Raw genomic sequence first — 17997 nt, forward strand, 5'->3', positions numbered from 1 at the left:
AAAACCGCATTTGGAATTCCAAATGCGGTTTTTTGTTTTCAATCCGTTTTTGCAATACCATTGGATTAATGATGCTGTCCGTCATCGCTATTATCCTCTCGATACTTACAACAAGGGTGCACGCTTTCATAAGCTTCTTCCGTAGCTTTTAATTCCTTGGTGTCATGACCCACACCAACTATGGCGGTCTTTATTTCCATAGAATTGGTTTTTCGCTCATCAATGATCAACGATAATTGATGGGTAGGAATATCCCATAAGGCGTATTTCACCCCTTTTACCCCCAAGGCCGCTTCCTCTATTCGCTCTTTGCACATGGCACATTTTCCATTGACCTCGAAACTTATTTTTTTATTTTTCTCCTGGCCATAGCCGGCAATGGTCAATAATCCAAATACGGCTCCTATAAATAAATTTTTCATTGCTCTACTTTTCATGTTATATATCTACTATTTTCTAAAATTACAATTTATACCTAAATCCTGCATAAAACATTCTGCCCATAACGGGAGCATATATCATTGTGGTGTCAAAATTAGTGCCAAACGGATGGTCTGCAGCCACTACAGCGTTCTCTTGGGTGAAACTAGTTAAATTTTCCCCTCCCACATAAATTTCAAAATTATCATTAAACACTCTGGTCAGCTGTGCATTCATTAAACTATATGGAGTCGAATAATCCCCAAACTGATACTCCTCGGGACTACTACTCGTATTGGGCAAGCGTTGTTTTCCCAAGCTATGGAGGGTATAATCCATACGCCATAAGGCCCCATTCTCTTTAGGGAGGGAAGTGTAGCCCAAGTTGGCAAAAAATCGATGTTGTGCCTGTAATGGTTTTTGTAGGGTGCCGCTTAGGTAATCGGTTTCAACATCATAATATTTATAAGCCGTCCTTAACTCTACATTCTTTAAAACGTTATAATTTATTTCAAATTGAAAGCTTTTGGCCAGACTCTTTCCTTCCAAGTTATAAAATGACACTTCCATGGGATTCTCCCAATCCACCACTACCTGATTCTTAAAATTGGTAACATAATAATCCAACGTTACGTCACCTGTCCTACCGAACAAACTAAATCCCTGTATATAACTAGCTCCGTAATTCCAGGCATCTTCAGGATCCAGTCCATAAATACTGCTATTATCCCCAAGCACCCTTATCTGCCTTGATGAGGCAAATAATTGTTGGTTTTCGGCAAAGATATTGGCTGCCCGCTTTCCACGGCCCAAAGACGCCCTAAAACTCCCTCTTTCCCATGGCATATACCGCGCATGCAATCTGGGCGTAACAAAAGTCCCCAAATTATTGTGGTTGTCCACCCTTATGCCCGCAGTGAAACTCAATTCCTTTAAATTATCATAACTATATTCAAAAAAGGCCCCTATAGATTTGTCCACCCTCGAAAAATCCTGTGTATTCACCAATTCCCCATAACCATCATAGGCAAAGGTCAAGCCCGTTTTAAACTTGCTTTTGGTATCCCCTATAATGGAATTGAACAGCAGATTGGAATAAATACTTTCGTGATCAATATTATATTCATTAAACCCAAAATAGGAATCCTGCTTATGGATATTATAGGCCGTTTGAAATCCCAAACTCTGAAAAGGCAGCTCCGGAAAAACATAGCCCAACTTTAATGAAGTATCAAACCTTCTGGTATTTATTTCACTTCCCCAGGAATTGGTTGTGAATTTATCGGTACTGGGCACAAAATTGGTTTGTCCCAACTGCTTATCGTCATTTAAAAAACGAAGATTAATAAAACTCACCCAACCGGTACTTGGGTTTTGGTACTGCCACCTATTCAAAACATTTATTTGGTTCCCCAAGGGAGCATCCAAAAATCCGTCCCCATTATTATCCTCCTTGGTGTCCCTTCGGTTGGCATGAAGATAGAGCCCCGTACTCCATTTGTCCGTTAATTTCTCGTTCAAATGGGTATTTAATTCCAACCTGCCATTTAAATTTGCATATCCATTTACAAATAGAGCCTTATCTGTTGAGGGTTTTACCAATTCCGTATTTATCTGGCCCGAAATACTCTCATAGCCATTAACAACGCTGCCCGCCCCCTTTGTGATCTGTATACTCTCTACCCAAGTTCCCGGGGTAAAGGTAAGTCCGTAGGCCTGGGAGGCACCCCGTACCATTGGGATATTCTCTTGGGTTATCAATAAATAAGGACTGGTAAGTCCCAACATCTGTATTTGCTTTGTTCCAGTAAGGGCATCGGAAAAATTGACATCTATGGCCGGATTGGTTTCAAAACTCTCGGATAGATTGCAACAGGCCGCCTTTAGTAGTTCGGCACTGTTTATGGTTACCACGTTCTGTGGGCTGAAATAAGATTTCTGAACGGCATCCCGCTTCTTTTGGATCACCACCTCATCTAAGGCATTGGAAGGTTTTAACCAATGGTTTACCTTCTTAGGGGAATCAATGAACAAAGTGTCCGACTCAAACCCCACATAACTAATGACCAATTGGTTATACTCCTTTTTAAATGGAATTACAAAGCTACCGTCTGCCTTTGTAATGGTCCCGGTCTGGGAATTGAGCCAATAAACATTGGCCCCGGCCAAACCTAGTTGCTTATTTTCAGGATTGTCCTCCATGACCATGCCCTCTATATTGTTCTGGGAGATAGCCAATAACGGAATCCATAAAAAAATACTTACAAAAAAATTCTTCACTTGATATATTTTAATATTAGCAGATAATTGAAATCAAAAAAACCATAGGATTTTCCAACTTAAAAGCATTGAAAACCATGGTTACTACCAATAAAAAAATCAAATGAGGAAAACTTGGTCCAAGATATGGATATCCCTTACCAGTATAGGCGGTGGGTAATCGGCATGGGGAACATAGTGCTGCTCCCTTGGCTGAAATAATTTTATATAAGAGGAAGTAAAGGCCACCAAAAATTGCTGTTGGCCAAAACTAAGATCGTCATAGGAAATACTGAGGTCTTCCTGCCCCTGTACCAAAATGGTCTCATCACTGCAACAGGTATTCGGATTATTTTTGAAAGACACATCCTCTACTACCAATCCCAAATCCATCCCACAGGTATCCGCTTCATGAAAGAAAGCAATATCCACCAAGGAGCCAAAGCAAAAATGCTTTTCAACGGTCCAGGAAACTGTGGATACCAGCATAAAAAATGCCATCAACAGCGCCAATATTTTATGGATCATAACTTTCATAAAGACAAAAATAATCAAAACTTACCACTCTCTATTTTCCTCCTACAATATTAACTTAAATTTAGGGCAAAAATTGTCCAAACCACTAACAAATTGGAAGTTTAAGTACTTATCTCATAAAGGATTTTGAAATAGCCTTATTTTTGCAAAAAATAATCATATGTTTAGCACATTAAGACCACAGGTTTCTGCAATCACAAGCAGCAACAAAATAAGTTCTACCGAAAAAATGCAGGCCATTTGCGAATTGTTAAAGGAGAATGTCCCTTATTACGACTGGGTGGGCTTCTATTTCCGAAACGGGGATAAGGAGGAGCTTAAATTGGGGCCATATGCAGGGGCGCCTACAGACCACACCATAATACCATTTGGCAAAGGAATTTGCGGGCAAGTCGCAGTATCCAATCAAAATTTTGTTGTCCCCGATGTAAAGGCCCAGGACAACTACATAGCATGTAGCATATCCGTGAAGGCAGAAATAGTAGTTCCACTTTTTTTAAATGGCGTAAATATTGGCCAAATCGACATCGATTCCAACACTCCGGATCCATTTTCAGAAGAGGATGAGCACTTTTTGGAATACGTAAACCAAGAGGTGTCCAAAATTCTTTAAAACTTTAAGCCGATTGTTAATAAACGTGCTGATTTTTAAGCACAAAAAAATTACTTTTGTGTCCTTATAATCCATAACAACAATCACAACAAAATGAGTACCACTAAAAAAGCTTCCTCAGCCTTAATATCTGTTTTTCATAAAGATGGCCTAGAGCCCTTGGTAAAAAAGTTTAATGAATTGGGAATTACCATCTATTCTACGGGTGGCACCGAAACCTTCATTAAAGATTTAGGTATTGATGTAGTACCAGTGGAAGACGTTACCAGCTACCCATCCATATTGGGCGGTAGGGTTAAAACACTACACCCTAAGGTATTTGGTGGTATTTTGAACCGTCAGGACAATGAAAGTGATCAAGAACAATTGAAAGAATTTGAAATTCCCCAATTGGATATCGTCATTGTAGACCTTTACCCTTTTGAAAAAACTGTTGCCAGCGGAGCTTCCGAACAGGATATTATAGAAAAAATAGATATCGGTGGTATATCCTTAATACGGGCAGCGGCCAAGAACTACAAGGATACGCTTTGCGTTTCCTCTATGAACGACTATGATGAGGTTTTGGAAATGATTACCAAAGGAAATGGTAGCACTACCTTGGAGGACCGCAGACGTTTTGCTACAAAATCCTTCAATGTATCATCTCATTATGATTCGGCCATCTTCAATTATTTCAACAAGAACCATGAAGAGGCCGCATTTAAATTAAGCGAAACCAACGGACAGGTGTTGCGTTATGGTGAAAACCCACATCAAAAAGGTTTTTTCTTTGGTGATTTCGATGCGATGTTCAACAAACTTCACGGAAAGGAACTTTCCTATAACAATTTGTTGGATGTGGATGCCGCAGTTAACCTTATCCAAGAATTTAAGAACGACGCCCCCACCTTCGCCATATTAAAACATAACAATGCCTGTGGCCTTGCCACTAGGCCCACAATTCACCAAGCCTATGTTGATGCCTTGGCAGGAGATCCTGTTTCGGCTTTTGGAGGAATATTGATCAGCAACGTAGAAATAGACAAGCCAACTGCCGAAGAAATTCACAACCTGTTTTGCGAAGTGGTGATTGCCCCTAGCTACACTCCTGTGGCCCTGGACATCTTAAAAGGCAAGAAAAACAGAATAATTCTGGTCCAGAACGAAGTTGACCTTCCAAAAATGACGGTTAGAACATGTTTGAATGGCGTTTTAGTGCAAGAAAAGGATGAAAAGACCGATAAAATTTCCGACCTTACCAATGCCACCGATAAAAAACCTACGGATAGGGAACTGGAAGATCTGATCTTTGCTTCAAAATTGTGTAAACACACCAAAAGTAACACCATTGTTCTTGCTAAAAACAAACAGTTGTGCGCCAGTGGAACAGGCCAAACTTCTCGTGTAGATGCCCTAAACCAAGCCATCCACAAAGCCCAGTCTTTCAATTTTGATCTAAAGGGAGCTGTATTGGCCAGTGATGCCTTCTTTCCTTTTCCTGATTGTGTAGAAATTGCGCATAAAAGTGGAATAACCAGCGTTATACAACCGGGAGGTTCCATTAAGGACCAACTTAGTATCGATTATTGTAATGAAAACGGAATTGCAATGGTAATGACTGGTACACGTCATTTTAAACATTAATTTTATTACTTTTAACGATCAAACTGACATTTAAACCGAAATATAACAACACATAATGGGATTCTTTGATTTCTTAACCGAGGAGATTGCAATAGACTTAGGTACTGCCAACACCCTCATCATTCACAACGACAAAGTGGTGGTAGACAGTCCATCTATTGTAGCCAGGGACAGAATAAGTGGCAAAATCATTGCCGTTGGCAAGGAAGCCAATATGATGCAAGGAAAGACCCATGAAAATATTAAGACCATACGTCCACTTAAGGATGGGGTAATAGCCGATTTTGATGCCTCTGAAAAGATGATCAACATGTTCATCAAAAACATACCGGCATTAAAGAAAAAGTGGTTTCCACCAGCCTTGAGAATGGTAATATGCATCCCATCTGGAATTACAGAAGTGGAGATGCGTGCCGTAAAAGAGTCTGCTGAGCGTGTTAACGGAAAAGAGGTCTACCTTATTCACGAGCCTATGGCAGCTGCCATTGGTATTGGCTTGGATATAATGCAACCCAAGGGGAACATGATCGTTGATATAGGTGGTGGTACAACCGAAATTGCAGTCATTGCACTGGGTGGAATTGTTTGCGACAAATCGGTAAAGATTGCAGGTGACGTTTTCACAAACGACATTATTTATTACATGCGTACCCAACACAACCTTTATGTTGGGGAGAGTACTGCAGAGAACATAAAAATTACTATTGGTTCGGCCACAGAGGACCTTCAGACTCCTCCGGACGAAATGTCGGTTCAAGGAAGGGATCTACTGACCGGTAAACCAAAACAGGTATCCATTTCCTATCGCGAAATAGCCAAGGCCTTGGATAAATCCATACTAAGGGTAGAGGATGCCGTTATGGAAACCCTATCACAGACACCTCCCGAACTGGCAGCGGACATCTATAATACAGGTATTTATTTGGCCGGTGGCGGATCTATGTTAAGGGGACTTGACAGGCGTTTGTCCCAAAAAACAGATCTACCGGTATATATAGCGGAAGATCCATTAAGGGCTGTTGTTAGGGGTACGGGTATTGCTCTAAAAAACTTGGAGCGATATAAAAGTATATTAATTAAATAGTTTAATTATTCCCCTACCATCAGCACTACCTTTTTAAAAGGTAAAGAATAGCAAACAGGCCTTAATTCCTTATTGGGCAGTAGCCCAAATAAGGTTTACAAAACAATTTAAGTGAATGCGGCAGATTATCAACTTTGTATTAAGATATAAAAATTTCTTGCTATATCTTTTCTTGTTGATTATAGCCTTGGCGCTTACCGTACAATCCCATTCCTATCACCGTTCCAAATATTTCAATTCCTCGAACTGGTTAACGGGAAATATCTATGAGACCACGAGCAATATTACCACCTATTTTGGCTTAGGGGAGGAAAACAAAAAACTGGTAGAGGAGAACAAGCGATTACGCAACCTTCTTTTTAATCAAAAAAAGGAAGATTCCCTGTTATTGGACACAACGAATATTACTTATAAGGTGATTGCATCGCAAGTAATAAAGAACAGTTACAGTCTGCCACGTAACTATATTACCATCAAAAAAGGAAGTGCACAGGGCATAAAGCCCGATATGGGTGTTATTACTGCCAACGGAATCCTTGGAATAGTGGAGAATACATCCAAAAATTTTGCCACGGTACAGAGCATACTGAATACCAAATCCAGAATCAACGCAAAAATCAAAAACACCAACCATTACGGTTCATTGATATGGGATACGAAAGACTATAACACCGTACAACTTGCCGACATTGAAAGATTGGTGCCCGTAAAAATAGGGGATACCATAGTTACAGGCGCCAGTTCCAGCATTTTCCCGGAAAACATTCCCATTGGGGTCATCAGGAATTTTGATCTAAACAATTCCCAAAGCTCGTATAGTATAGATATTAAACTCTTCAACAATATGGCCGCCGTGAAGAGTATATACATCATAGAGAACATTCAAAGGGAGGAAATAATAGAATTAGAAGCCAAGACCAATAATGATTCGCAATAGCTACTTTATTAACATAATTAGATTTGTACTATTAATATTGGTACAGGTATTGGTTTTTAATAAGCTCAATTTTTTTGGATATATAAATCCAATGGTGTATATTCTATTTCTCTATTGGTATCCTATCAAGGAAAAAAGACAATTGTTTCTACTATTAAGTTTTCTATTGGGCTTCTTAATAGATTTATTTTCGGACACCGTTGCCATTCATGCAGCAGCCACCGTTACCATTGCTTATTTAAGACCAACCATCATGCGCTTTTGCTTTGGGGTAAACTATGAATTTCAAAATTTTAAACTAACCAACACCACTAAGGCACAACAAATTACATTTTTAACGTTATTAATTATAATACACCATTTAGTTTTCTTTACCCTAGAAATTTTCAGTTTTGAAAATACACTGTTAATTTTGAAGAAAGTTTTAACTATCAGTATAGCCACCTTAATATTGTGCTTACTATTAAGTTCACTTTTTAGTGTTAAAAAAGAATGAGAAAAATCCTTTTATCCTCCATAATATTACTGGTTGGATTAACTTTTATCGGCAGATTGTCCTATCTCCAGATATTTAGTTTTTCCCCTAATCAAATATTGGAAGATCCGGCCATAAAAGCAGTTTATGATTATCCGGAAAGGGGTTATATATACGATAGAAATGGAAAACTTTTGGTGGCAAACCAACCGGCTTATGACGTAATGGTCATTCCAAGAGAGGTGAAACCATTGGACACCCTTGAATTTTGCAACCTATTGGGAATAGACAAAGAGAGGTTCATATCCCAACTAAACAAGGCCAGAGTATATTCTCCCAGACTTCCCTCTGTTTTGGTACCTCAGCTATCCAAGGAGGATTATGGAAGACTACAGGAAAAAATGAGAAGATACGAAGGGTTCTATATTCAAAAAAGATCACTGCGATATTATGATACCCACAGTGGCGCCAACGTTTTGGGTTATATCAGCGAAGTTAACGAATGGGACCTGGAAAGAAATCCATCCTATGCTGCAGGGGAATTAAAGGGAACCACTGGTATTGAAAAGGAATACGAGACCATCCTTAGAGGTAGAAAAGGCGTAAAATATATCCAAAAAGATCGATTTAATAGGGATATTGGCCCCTACAAGAGCGGTACTCTGGATACCCTTCCCGAACAAGGCAGGCAAATCACCGTTACCATAGATAAAATTCTTCAGGAATATGGTGAAAAATTAATGACAGGAAAACATGGAGGTATAGTTGCCCTTGAGCCCGCTTCCGGTGAAATATTGGCATTAATTTCCGGCCCAACCTACGACCCCGCATTATTGGTTGGCAGGGAGAGATCCAGGAATTATAGCAAATTGCATTATGATACCATTTCAAAGCCCACCTTTGATCGTTCCATCTTGGCCTCACAGTCCCCTGGATCACCTTTTAAGACCTTAAACGCCCTCGTTGCCCTTCAGGAAGGAGCTATTACGCCCGAAACTACTTTTCATTGCTACAACGGATTCTATGTAGGAAAAAGAAAAAGAGGTTGTCATTGCGGTGGAGGGACACGAAATATGAATTCTGGCATATACCTCTCCTGTAACGCCTATTTTGCGGGAGCATTTCGAAAAATTTATGACCAATTCCCCACTTCTGCGGAAGGTATGGATGCCTGGGAAAAGCACGTAAAAAGTTTTGGACTAGGAACATTTTTGGGATATGACCTACCTACTGGAAGACCGGGACGAATACCCAACAAGGAATATTACAACCGAATATATGGAGAAAACAGATGGTCTTCTTCTACCATAATATCCAATTCCATTGGGCAGGGCGAGGTAGAGGTCACCCCTATTCAGCTGGCTAACATGACCGCCGCCATTGCCAATAGAGGACATTATTTTACTCCACATGTCCTTAAAAAAATTGGCAGTGAAGAAATCAGCATACCAGAATTCACAGAAGCAAAACACACCACCATAGACAAAAAACATTTTGAACCGGTTGTACAGGGCATGGCCGAAGTGTATAAAAAAGGTACGGCCGCCAGGCTGCAGATAGAAGGAATAGAAATTGCCGGTAAGACAGGAACTGTAGAAAACTTTACAAGAATCAATGGGGTCCGCACCCAACTTACGGACAACTCTGTTTTTGTTGCCTTTGCCCCCATTGACAATCCCAAAATAGCCATTGCCGTCTACATTGAGAATGGATATTTTGGATCACGATATGCTGGACACATTGCCTCCCTAATGATTGAAAAATATCTAAAAGGTGAAATTACCCGTGTAGACTTGGAAAAAAGAATGTTGGAAAAAACATTGGAGCATGAATATGCAAAGCCCTATAGCGGACAACCCTTTAAAATAAATGAGCGTGTCTGGTAAAAGTGTTTTAAAACGCTTGGATTGGTTTAGCGTTCTCATTTACATTTCCTTGGTTTTTATTGGTTGGATAAATATTTATTCCAGCACCTTTACGGACGACAACCCGTCTATATTCAATTTTGCCGCATTACATGGAAAGCAATTGTTTTTTATAGGAACAAGTGCTGTTTCCATCATTATTATCTTGGCATTGGAAGCCAATTTTTACGAACGATTTTCGAGCCTGTTTTACATTATATCCCTCGTATTGCTCCTAGGTCTATTTGTGTTTGGCAAAACTATTGCCGGGGCAACTTCTTGGTACAATCTTGGTTTTTTCAACCTACAACCCTCTGAATTTGCCAAGGTGGCCACCGCACTTGCCCTAGCAAAATATTTAAGCGATATACAGACAGATATAAAGCGGAGGAAGGATCAAATGATTTCAATTTTAATTATTTTGATACCCGCATTCTTGATCATTCCCCAACCAGATCCAGGTAGCGCCCTCGTATTCTTTGCATTGATCTTTGTAATTTTTAGGGAAGGCCTTCCGCTCTACTATCTCGGAATAGGATTTATGGTTATTCTTATATTTATTTTTACGCTAATGTTCGGTACTATTTGGGTAGGGATAATCTTAGGACTGTTATTGGTGTTGTTCCTATTATTAAAAAAGCCATCCTTCAAAGTACCCATAATACCCGTTGCCCTTATTTACATAGCCATTGTATTATTCTCCCTTTCGGTTAATTTTGTTTTTAATTCCGTTTTTGAACAAAGGCATAGAGATCGCTTTAGTCTATGGCTTCGATTGGAAAAGGACCCCAAGAAATTGGAACAGATTCGAAGGGACATAGGCTACAACACCTATCAATCCGAAAAAGCGATTGAATCGGGCGGAAAATACGGTAAAGGATTTTTGGAGGGAACAAGGACCAAAGGGGATTTTGTACCAGAACAACACACAGATTACATATTTAGCACCGTTGGCGAAGAATGGGGATTTGTGGGCACTGCCACTGTGGTAATATTGTTCACCACATTACTATTAAGGCTGGTATACCTATCTGAACGCCAAAAAAACGACTTTAGTCGTATGTACGGGTATGGCGTAATCTCCATATTGTTCGTACACTATTTTATAAATATAGGCATGGTTATAGGAGTACTCCCCACTATTGGAATACCTCTGCCATTTTTTAGCTATGGAGGTTCCGGTTTGTTGTTTTTTACGGCACTTTTGTTCATTTTTCTAAAATTGGATGCCAATAGATTAAATGAACTGACTTAAAATCTCCATCCACTGCTGCTTATTCCTGCTTCCAACTTGTCCTCTTGTTCATCCGGCAAACCAGCAAAGAAATCGATCCCCGTCATTTTTTCAAGCGTATCCACAGGGACTAAAAATTGATCCAGTTTCCCGTTACTCTCCTTATTGGGAAAAAGAAACCCTATGATTTTTAGATTTTCACCCTGTCCTTTAGCCACGATTTTATAAAAATATTTTGGAACGGCCACCTCCTCCTCCCCTATACTGGGCAACCCCCTTTCCAAAACTCCAGCAGTTACAACAAATAAAGGCCCGTCCTTTTTGGCCCAATACCTCACCTGCTGCTCCAGCCTATTCCATACTCCGCCGTTAAAATCCCTGTCCTGTGGAGTAATATTACTCGTATAAAAGGTTTCATTATAAGCGTTTTCCGAGAATCTACGATCCCCTGCCGGACACAAATGGCCCCTATCATATCCAGAACCTTTGTAGTTCCTCCAATCTGCCGATCTGCTGCCCACCTTAGGGTCCTCAAGAAAAAGTGGTCTTTTCCGATCATCATAGGTTAAGTGCGATTTCTCCAATACATAGGCCACCCATTCCGCCTGTTCATAAGCTTCGTTATATAACAGGGCAAAATGGGCATGCTGTACTATTTCACCGGTGGTGGAACTAGGCCATAGCCATTGTGGAATTTCCGTCCTATCTCCCTCACCTTCAGGCAAGGAATAAGGCGCGGGCGTATAAAAATTATCGAACAGCCAAAATAAGACCACACAAACCAACATTAGGGTGGTATAAATTATCCTATTTTTCCTATATTTATTCATAGTGTAAATATAGATAAAACTACCATTCAAGAATTTCCATGGGTGTAAGTATTGGCCTGTTTGTACGACCAATTTCCTGAACATTAAAGTTGATGGCCAAATCACTTCCCATACCACCAAAGACCTATATTATAGACTGCCCATTAATATTTAATCAATAATAAAGAAAGGAAAATATACATGCTAACTTGGAAAGACATTATTAATTACAGTGTAAAGGGAAACCCACAACCTGATAAAAGATTGAATAAAACGGAAGAGGAATGGCGAGACCTACTAACTCCCGAACAATTTAGGATTACAAGGAAAAAAGGAACCGAAGCACCTCATAGCGGGGCGCTTTGCAGCACCCATGAGGCGGGGAAATACAGCTGTATATGCTGTGATACCCCCTTATTCGATTCCACTATAAAATTTAATTCGGGTACTGGCTGGCCAAGTTTTACGCAACCTATAAAAGAAAATGCCATTAAATACCACAAGGACACTTCTTTTGGTATGATAAGGGTAGAAGTAATGTGCAATACCTGTGATGCCCATTTGGGGCATGTATTTCCGGACGGACCGGAACCAAGTGGTTTGCGTTATTGTATTAATTCAGAGTCTATGAAAATAGTTAAAGAAAGGATATCAAATGGACAATAAAAAATTAGAGACCGCTACTGTAGGAGGTGGCTGCTTTTGGTGCGTGGAAGCCATTTTTCAGGAAGTCAAAGGTGTGCAAAAGGTTATTTCGGGATATACCGGTGGAAATGCTCCGGGCAAGCCCACTTATAGGGAAGTTTGTTCTGGACTTACCGGCCATGCGGAAGTGGTACAAATAACATATGACGCCAATATAATATCTTACGAGGACATCTTGGTCATATTCATGACCAGCCATGACCCAACCACCTTAAATAGACAGGGAGCAGATGTAGGGACCCAATATCGATCTGTAATATACTACCACAATAAAACCCAAAAAGAAATTGCCGGGTTGGTTCTAAAAGAAGTGGCACCCTATTACGAAGAAGCCATTGTTACGGAAATAAGCCCTCTAGGCACCTTTTATGAAGCAGAGGAATATCACCAGAATTATTATAGAAATAATCAATCCCAAGGTTATTGCAGCGCCGTTATTTCCCCAAAACTAAGCAAGCTGAGAAAAATGCATGCGGATAAGATTAAAAAAACAAAAGTATAGGAACACCAATTGTTATAAAAGCCTAGTTTGTAGGCAGCCACAAGTAACCTTATATAGTAGGTTACCTAAGGCCAATAAATAAACGGCCTATTCCGTACCTATATTAAACAAGGGGCATTAAAACCATTTCCGAATACTTTGGAAATTACCTTCACTAAAATTTAAAGGGTATATAATATGCAAAATAACATCATTATGGATAATTTGACCGTACAACACGAAAAAGATAACCATAGATTTACCATGGCCATCAATGGCGAAATTGCTAAGGTGGCATACCAGTTAAGGGATGGCAAAATGTATTTGACCTATTCGGAAGTACCCTATAATCTTAGGGGCAAAGGATATGGCAAGGAACTAGTGGAACGAACCTTTGAGCAGTTGACCAAAGAAGGATACAAGGCCGTGGCAGTATGCTCCTATATAAAGGCTGTTGCCAGAAGAAGTGAAAAATGGAACGCGATAATTCAATAAACACCCTATGAACCTTAATTTTAAGGATACCTTTAATACTGAACTCCCTGCCGACCCTGTCCATGAAAACACCAGAAGACAGGTTATGCAGGCATGCTTTTCCTATGTAAAACCAAAATCGACTGCCAACCCCAGTTTGATACACGCTTCAAAAGAATTGGCACAGGAACTAGGACTGACCGAAGACGATCTCAAGTCCGAAGCATTCAAAAGTCTTTTTAGCGGAAACTTGGTATTGCCAGGCACCAATCCTTACGCCATGTGCTATGGAGGGCACCAATTTGGCAATTGGGCCGGACAACTGGGAGATGGTAGAGCCATTAATCTATTTGAAGTTAACCTCAATAATAAACAATGGGCATTACAGCTTAAAGGAGCCGGGGAAACTCCCTATTCCAGAACTGCAGACGGACTGGCGGTATTGCGTTCCTCCATTAGGGAATACTTGTGCAGCGAAGCCATGTACCATCTGGGAGTGCCCACCACCAGGGCATTATCCTTAGCACTCACTGGGGACCAGGTGCTAAGGGATGTACTGTACAATGGCAACCCTGAATATGAAAAGGGAGCCGTGGTGTGCAGGGTGGCACCCTCCTTTATACGCTTTGGAAATTTCGAGATTTTTTCTGCAAGACAGGATAAAAAGACTTTAAAAACACTTACAGATTATACTATAAGGCATTTCTTCCCCCATTTAAAAGAGGGGACCAAGGAAGGTTATCTTCACTTTTTTAGGGAGGTAACCCACAACACCCTTGATATGATTATACACTGGCAACGCGTAGGCTTTGTACATGGGGTAATGAATACCGATAATATGTCCATTCTAGGTCTTACAATAGATTACGGGCCCTATGGATGGCTGGAAGGTTACGAGGAAGGCTGGACGCCCAATACGACGGACCGACAGTATAAACGGTATAGATATGGGAACCAAATAAACATTGGGCTTTGGAACCTGTATCAATTGGCAAACGCCCTCTTCCCATTAATAGAGGAGGCAAAGCCATTTGAAGACATTTTACTGGAATACCGTAATAATTATTCCACAAAATATCTCTCGATGATGAAATCCAAAATTGGTCTTTTCAATACCGACAAAAATGACGCAGCACTTTTGAACAGATTGGAGGAAAACCTTCAATTGACAGAAACGGATATGACCATATTTTTTAGAAATCTGAACCGCATTTCAAAGGATAACCTTTCCAATGAGGACTATTTGGCCCCAGTAATGGATGCCTTTTACGTACAAGAAGAAGTTAAGGGCGATACTCTTGAAAAATGGAAGCTGTGGTTTACCGACTACCAAAATAGATTACAAAAAGAAAGTATTGGCGATAGTCAGAGAGCGGAAAGAATGAATAATGTAAACCCTAAGTATGTTTTAAGAAATTACATGGCACAATTGGCCATAGATGATGCGGACAAGGGGAATTATTCCTTATTGGATGAATTTTTTCAATTATTAAAAAATCCATATCAAGAACAAACCTCGGCCGAGAAATGGTTTGTGAAACGACCGGAATGGGCCAGGCACAAAGTAGGATGTTCCATGCTATCCTGCAGCTCATAGGATAGAACACCATAATCTCCTTGACAAAATGCTATCAAGAAAAATAAAAGCCATCCCAATGGGCCACTCCACTGTCCTGTTCCAAGGCAAAAAGTATTCCCTAATTCGAACCGATTTTAATGAAGGAAGGAGCACTAAAGTATATGCGGAAGAGTTGGGCAACAATGATTTCATCAGTTTTAACTTCTATATCTCAAAAATGGGGGAGAAATTAAACCCATGTGAAATGCCGTCTGAAAAAGTGATGGACTTTTTAAATAATTACCTCTTATTATAATCTACATTGCATTAATTAATCTCATAAAAAAAACCTGCCGATCGAGCAGGTTTTAATTTTTAATACGTATTTAAAATTAACCTTTTACACTGGCCAATTTAGAGTTCTTTATATTATTCAATTTCAGATCCTGTAAAACGTTAACAGCCTCCTCTACATAAACATCCTTGGCCAAATCCTTATGCCAACGATCGCGCTTTTCCCTTAAAACGGAATCCTGGGCAAACAACTCCTTTTCATATTGCAATGATTCAAAGGTAAGGTGTGAATCGTAATCGGAAATGGTCTTAAAATACTTGGCCTTTTCCTTATCCAGCTCCAAACCTTTCTTATATTCTTCGTATTTCAACGAAACTACGGTTTCATCCTGGGCTTTTTTGATCCATTGTGCATTTTCCTCAATCAATTTTATTTGATTGTTCTGCGCCATTCTCTTGGTGCTGCTGGCAATAGTAGCCTCATAATCGATATAGCCATCCCAAGGAGTGTACTCCGCCGGGGAAATCTTATCCCAAGTCAATGGGTTTTCCTGATCCCTTTCCCCTAGGTCTATATAACTATAACGGTCCGGAACAACAACATCGCTCTTAACACCTTCCAATTGGGTTGACCCCCCATTTATTCTATAGAATTTTTGGGTAGTAAGTTTTATTGCCCCCAAATCACCGTGCTCATTTCCTCTTACAATATTCTCCAAGGGGATTACATTTTGAACAGTTCCCTTTCCGAAGGTTTGTTTGCTGCCAATAACCACACCTCTTTTATAATCTTGCATGGCCGCGGCCAAAATCTCGGATGCAGAGGCCGATAATTCATTTACCAAAATCACCAAAGGTCCATCCCATTGTATACGTTCGTCCTTATCATTGTAAACTTCTGGTTTTTTATCGGTAGACCTTACTTGTACAATTGGCCCGTCCTTAATAAATAATCCAGCCATTTCCACAACTGTTTTAAGGGATCCACCACCATTATCACGAAGGTCAAGTATTAGGCCCTCGGCTCCTGCTTCTTTTAATCTTTCTACTTCTTTTGCCACATCAGTAGCGGCGTTTCTTTCATTGTAGTCTTCAAAATCCACATAAAATTTAGGTAGATTAATAAGTCCGTATTTCTGATTGCCTTTTATGACTGCAGCAGATTTGGCATAAGATTCCTCCAATTCCACTACATCCCTGGTAATGGAAATTACCACTAGGGAACCATCTACCTTTCTAACCGTCAAATCCACAACAGTACCTTTGGGACCTTTAATAAACTTTATGGCGTCATCCAAACGCATACCCACAATATCGACAGGTGCTTCCCCGTTTTGTCCTACTTTTAAAATCTCATCACCAACCTCCAATTGCTGATCCCTCCAAACAGGTCCGCCGGATATAATCTCTACTATCTTGGTCTGATCTTTTTTCTTTTGAAGTCGGGCTCCAATACCTTCAAATTTACCTGACATACTGGTGTCAAATTTTTCCTTGTCGTCCGGCGCAAAATAAAAGGTATGTGGGTCAAATACTTCAACTATGGTATTCAAGTATTGTACAAACCAATCCTTACGTTCCAGATCATCCACAAAATCAAAATAATCATCCAAGGTATTCTTGGTAGATTCCCTTGCAGCCTTTTCAGCCTGTGCCGGAGTTAATGGTCCGGTTGCACTGTTTTCCTCTTCAAAGGCAACCTCATCGGCCGCATCAGTGCTAGTTTTGGCAGATTCCCTGTTCAAATTCAGTTTGGAATCGTAAGTGCCCAAAGTGGCGTATTTTAATTGCTTTCTCCAACGCTCTTTTAAATCTTTACGGGAGGCCACATATCCTTGCTCATCATAATTGATCTCAATGGTTTCGTCGATGCCGTAGTCAAATGGCTCATCCAAAACCTCTTTATAAATTTCCTTGGCGTCCTCCATTCGCTTCAATAAGCGTTGGTAGACCATATCAAAAAAAGTTATATCGGTATTCTTTATCTGATCATCCAACTGAAACTTAAATTTCTCAAATTCCTGGATGTCGCTTTCCAAAAAATATCTTTTTGTAGGATCCAAAATATCCAAAAAACCTTCAAAAACATGAACGGAAAAATCATCATCAATATCTTTCGGCTGGTAATGGCCGCGCTCCAGTACATAGGTAATAAGGTCCAATAACAACTTGTCCTTATCGTCAGTTTCAAATGATTTGTTGGTAAAGCTGCATGAAGCTACTGCAACAAGCATTACAATCAGGGCGTAGGCTAAATTTCTTTTCATCTATTCTTTTTTATATTTTTCCACATCTGGAGCAATTTATACAACACAAACTACCCCTCCATTTTGTACTCTTATAATCATCTAAAATTAATCAAACCACCTCTGCAATCCAAGTTTTGCCTTTTAAAAGTGGTCTAATATGCCATTTACTCTAAGATAACGAAAAAATCGTGCCATATTATACCAATATGCCATTAATCTTTTGTTAATATCTCAATTCCCCGGGACACTGACAAAGGTTGGAAGTAACTGGCCATTTCCATAAATTCATCACAAAATTTAATGATATATCCTGTTTTATTGAAAAAGCGGTAATAGAT

The 17997-nt window shown here is 39.9% G+C and carries 17 protein-coding genes; 12 read left to right on the forward strand and 5 right to left on the reverse strand.

What is annotated here, in order from left to right; all coding sequences use genetic code 11:
• Window positions 1-65: 65 nt before the first annotated feature.
• The 3 genes from B9Y87_RS09850 to B9Y87_RS09860 all read right to left on the reverse strand — a co-directional run bounded on the left by B9Y87_RS09850 (window position 66) and on the right by B9Y87_RS09860 (window position 3216).
• On the reverse strand, window positions 66-422 hold the full coding sequence (locus tag B9Y87_RS09850; RefSeq protein ID WP_085498595.1) for a heavy-metal-associated domain-containing protein: 357 nt from the start codon (window positions 420-422) through the stop codon (window positions 66-68).
• 40 nt (window positions 423-462) lie between these two features.
• On the reverse strand, window positions 463-2700 hold the full coding sequence (locus B9Y87_RS09855; protein ID WP_394334961.1) for a TonB-dependent receptor: 2238 nt from the start codon (window positions 2698-2700) through the stop codon (window positions 463-465).
• 99 nt (window positions 2701-2799) lie between these two features.
• Entirely contained in the window at window positions 2800-3216 is a 417-nt protein-coding gene (locus B9Y87_RS09860; protein ID WP_139827207.1) for an HYC_CC_PP family protein, read from the reverse strand.
• 160 nt (window positions 3217-3376) lie between these two features.
• On the opposite strand from B9Y87_RS09860, the gene B9Y87_RS09865 reads away from it, so the two are divergent.
• The 7 genes from B9Y87_RS09865 (at window position 3377) to rodA (ending at window position 11110) form a co-directional block, all read left to right on the forward strand.
• Entirely contained in the window at window positions 3377-3829 is a 453-nt protein-coding gene (locus B9Y87_RS09865) for a GAF domain-containing protein (RefSeq protein ID WP_085498599.1), read from the forward strand.
• A gap of 93 nt (window positions 3830-3922) precedes the next feature.
• Window positions 3923-5455, forward strand: coding sequence for a bifunctional phosphoribosylaminoimidazolecarboxamide formyltransferase/IMP cyclohydrolase (gene purH, locus B9Y87_RS09870; protein ID WP_085498601.1), 1533 nt, complete (start codon window positions 3923-3925; stop codon window positions 5453-5455).
• A 55-nt stretch (window positions 5456-5510) separates the two neighbouring features.
• Window positions 5511-6539: a rod shape-determining protein gene (locus B9Y87_RS09875; protein ID WP_069858480.1), complete on the forward strand. Its 1029-nt coding sequence runs from the start codon at window positions 5511-5513 to the stop codon at window positions 6537-6539.
• Between the two features lie 115 nt (window positions 6540-6654).
• Window positions 6655-7476 (forward strand): rod shape-determining protein MreC, encoded by an 822-nt coding sequence (mreC, locus tag B9Y87_RS09880; protein WP_085498603.1) that lies wholly within the window; start codon window positions 6655-6657, stop codon window positions 7474-7476.
• The gene (mreD, locus tag B9Y87_RS09885; RefSeq protein ID WP_085498605.1) at window positions 7463-7972 is read left to right on the forward strand and encodes a rod shape-determining protein MreD; all 510 of its coding nucleotides are present in this window, start codon (window positions 7463-7465) and stop codon (window positions 7970-7972) included. The genes mreC and mreD overlap by 14 nt, the downstream gene beginning before the upstream one ends.
• Window positions 7969-9837, forward strand: a complete 1869-nt coding sequence (locus tag B9Y87_RS09890; RefSeq protein ID WP_085498607.1) for a peptidoglycan D,D-transpeptidase FtsI family protein — start codon at window positions 7969-7971, stop codon at window positions 9835-9837. The genes mreD and B9Y87_RS09890 overlap by 4 nt, the downstream gene beginning before the upstream one ends.
• Window positions 9827-11110: a rod shape-determining protein RodA gene (rodA, locus tag B9Y87_RS09895; RefSeq protein WP_085499232.1), complete on the forward strand. Its 1284-nt coding sequence runs from the start codon at window positions 9827-9829 to the stop codon at window positions 11108-11110. Before B9Y87_RS09890 ends, rodA begins: the two co-directional genes overlap by 11 nt.
• On the opposite strand, the gene B9Y87_RS09900 is transcribed toward rodA, so the two are convergent.
• Complete coding sequence (locus B9Y87_RS09900) at window positions 11107-11919, reverse strand: DNA/RNA non-specific endonuclease (RefSeq protein ID WP_085498608.1); 813 nt, start codon at window positions 11917-11919, stop codon at window positions 11107-11109. The two genes, rodA and B9Y87_RS09900, sit on opposite strands and share 4 nt — an antisense overlap.
• A gap of 180 nt (window positions 11920-12099) precedes the next feature.
• Between B9Y87_RS09900 and msrB the strand changes: the two genes are divergently transcribed.
• The 5 genes from msrB (at window position 12100) to B9Y87_RS09925 (ending at window position 15432) form a co-directional block, all read left to right on the forward strand.
• On the forward strand, window positions 12100-12564 hold the full coding sequence (gene msrB, locus B9Y87_RS09905; RefSeq protein ID WP_085498610.1) for a peptide-methionine (R)-S-oxide reductase MsrB: 465 nt from the start codon (window positions 12100-12102) through the stop codon (window positions 12562-12564).
• Complete coding sequence (gene msrA, locus B9Y87_RS09910; protein WP_085498611.1) at window positions 12554-13105, forward strand: peptide-methionine (S)-S-oxide reductase MsrA; 552 nt, start codon at window positions 12554-12556, stop codon at window positions 13103-13105. Before msrB ends, msrA begins: the two co-directional genes overlap by 11 nt.
• A gap of 177 nt (window positions 13106-13282) precedes the next feature.
• Window positions 13283-13579, forward strand: coding sequence for a GNAT family N-acetyltransferase (locus tag B9Y87_RS09915; protein WP_245808689.1), 297 nt, complete (start codon window positions 13283-13285; stop codon window positions 13577-13579).
• A 7-nt stretch (window positions 13580-13586) separates the two neighbouring features.
• Window positions 13587-15155: a protein adenylyltransferase SelO gene (locus tag B9Y87_RS09920; RefSeq protein ID WP_085498620.1), complete on the forward strand. Its 1569-nt coding sequence runs from the start codon at window positions 13587-13589 to the stop codon at window positions 15153-15155.
• 28 nt (window positions 15156-15183) lie between these two features.
• On the forward strand, window positions 15184-15432 hold the full coding sequence (locus B9Y87_RS09925; RefSeq protein WP_085498622.1) for a peptide methionine sulfoxide reductase: 249 nt from the start codon (window positions 15184-15186) through the stop codon (window positions 15430-15432).
• Window positions 15433-15508: 76 nt separating this feature from the next.
• Here B9Y87_RS09925 and B9Y87_RS09930 read toward each other — a convergent pair whose 3' ends face one another.
• Window positions 15509-17677 carry a carboxy terminal-processing peptidase gene (locus tag B9Y87_RS09930; protein WP_085498624.1) on the reverse strand — a complete coding sequence of 723 codons (2169 nt, stop codon included), beginning with the start codon at window positions 17675-17677 and terminating at the stop codon, window positions 15509-15511.
• Window positions 17678-17997 lie beyond the last annotated feature (320 nt).

The organism is Arenibacter troitsensis (genome assembly GCF_900177645.1).
In the GTDB taxonomy this organism is placed as follows: domain Bacteria; phylum Bacteroidota; class Bacteroidia; order Flavobacteriales; family Flavobacteriaceae; genus Arenibacter; species Arenibacter troitsensis.

Coding starts and splice junctions, on each gene's coding strand:
- msrA (WP_085498611.1), top strand. CDS start 12,554: ATGGACAATAAAAAATTAGAGACCGCTACTGTAGGAGGTGGCTGCTTT.
- mreD (WP_085498605.1), top strand. CDS start 7,463: ATGATTCGCAATAGCTACTTTATTAACATAATTAGATTTGTACTATTA.
- B9Y87_RS09930 (WP_085498624.1), bottom strand. CDS start 17,677: ATGAAAAGAAATTTAGCCTACGCCCTGATTGTAATGCTTGTTGCAGTA.
- B9Y87_RS09920 (WP_085498620.1), top strand. CDS start 13,587: ATGAACCTTAATTTTAAGGATACCTTTAATACTGAACTCCCTGCCGAC.
- B9Y87_RS09865 (WP_085498599.1), top strand. CDS start 3,377: ATGTTTAGCACATTAAGACCACAGGTTTCTGCAATCACAAGCAGCAAC.
- B9Y87_RS09925 (WP_085498622.1), top strand. CDS start 15,184: ATGCTATCAAGAAAAATAAAAGCCATCCCAATGGGCCACTCCACTGTC.
- B9Y87_RS09900 (WP_085498608.1), bottom strand. CDS start 11,919: ATGAATAAATATAGGAAAAATAGGATAATTTATACCACCCTAATGTTG.
- B9Y87_RS09875 (WP_069858480.1), top strand. CDS start 5,511: ATGGGATTCTTTGATTTCTTAACCGAGGAGATTGCAATAGACTTAGGT.
- mreC (WP_085498603.1), top strand. CDS start 6,655: ATGCGGCAGATTATCAACTTTGTATTAAGATATAAAAATTTCTTGCTA.
- purH (WP_085498601.1), top strand. CDS start 3,923: ATGAGTACCACTAAAAAAGCTTCCTCAGCCTTAATATCTGTTTTTCAT.
- B9Y87_RS09860 (WP_139827207.1), bottom strand. CDS start 3,216: ATGAAAGTTATGATCCATAAAATATTGGCGCTGTTGATGGCATTTTTT.
- B9Y87_RS09850 (WP_085498595.1), bottom strand. CDS start 422: ATGAAAAATTTATTTATAGGAGCCGTATTTGGATTATTGACCATTGCC.
- msrB (WP_085498610.1), top strand. CDS start 12,100: ATGCTAACTTGGAAAGACATTATTAATTACAGTGTAAAGGGAAACCCA.
- B9Y87_RS09915 (WP_245808689.1), top strand. CDS start 13,283: ATGCAAAATAACATCATTATGGATAATTTGACCGTACAACACGAAAAA.
- B9Y87_RS09890 (WP_085498607.1), top strand. CDS start 7,969: ATGAGAAAAATCCTTTTATCCTCCATAATATTACTGGTTGGATTAACT.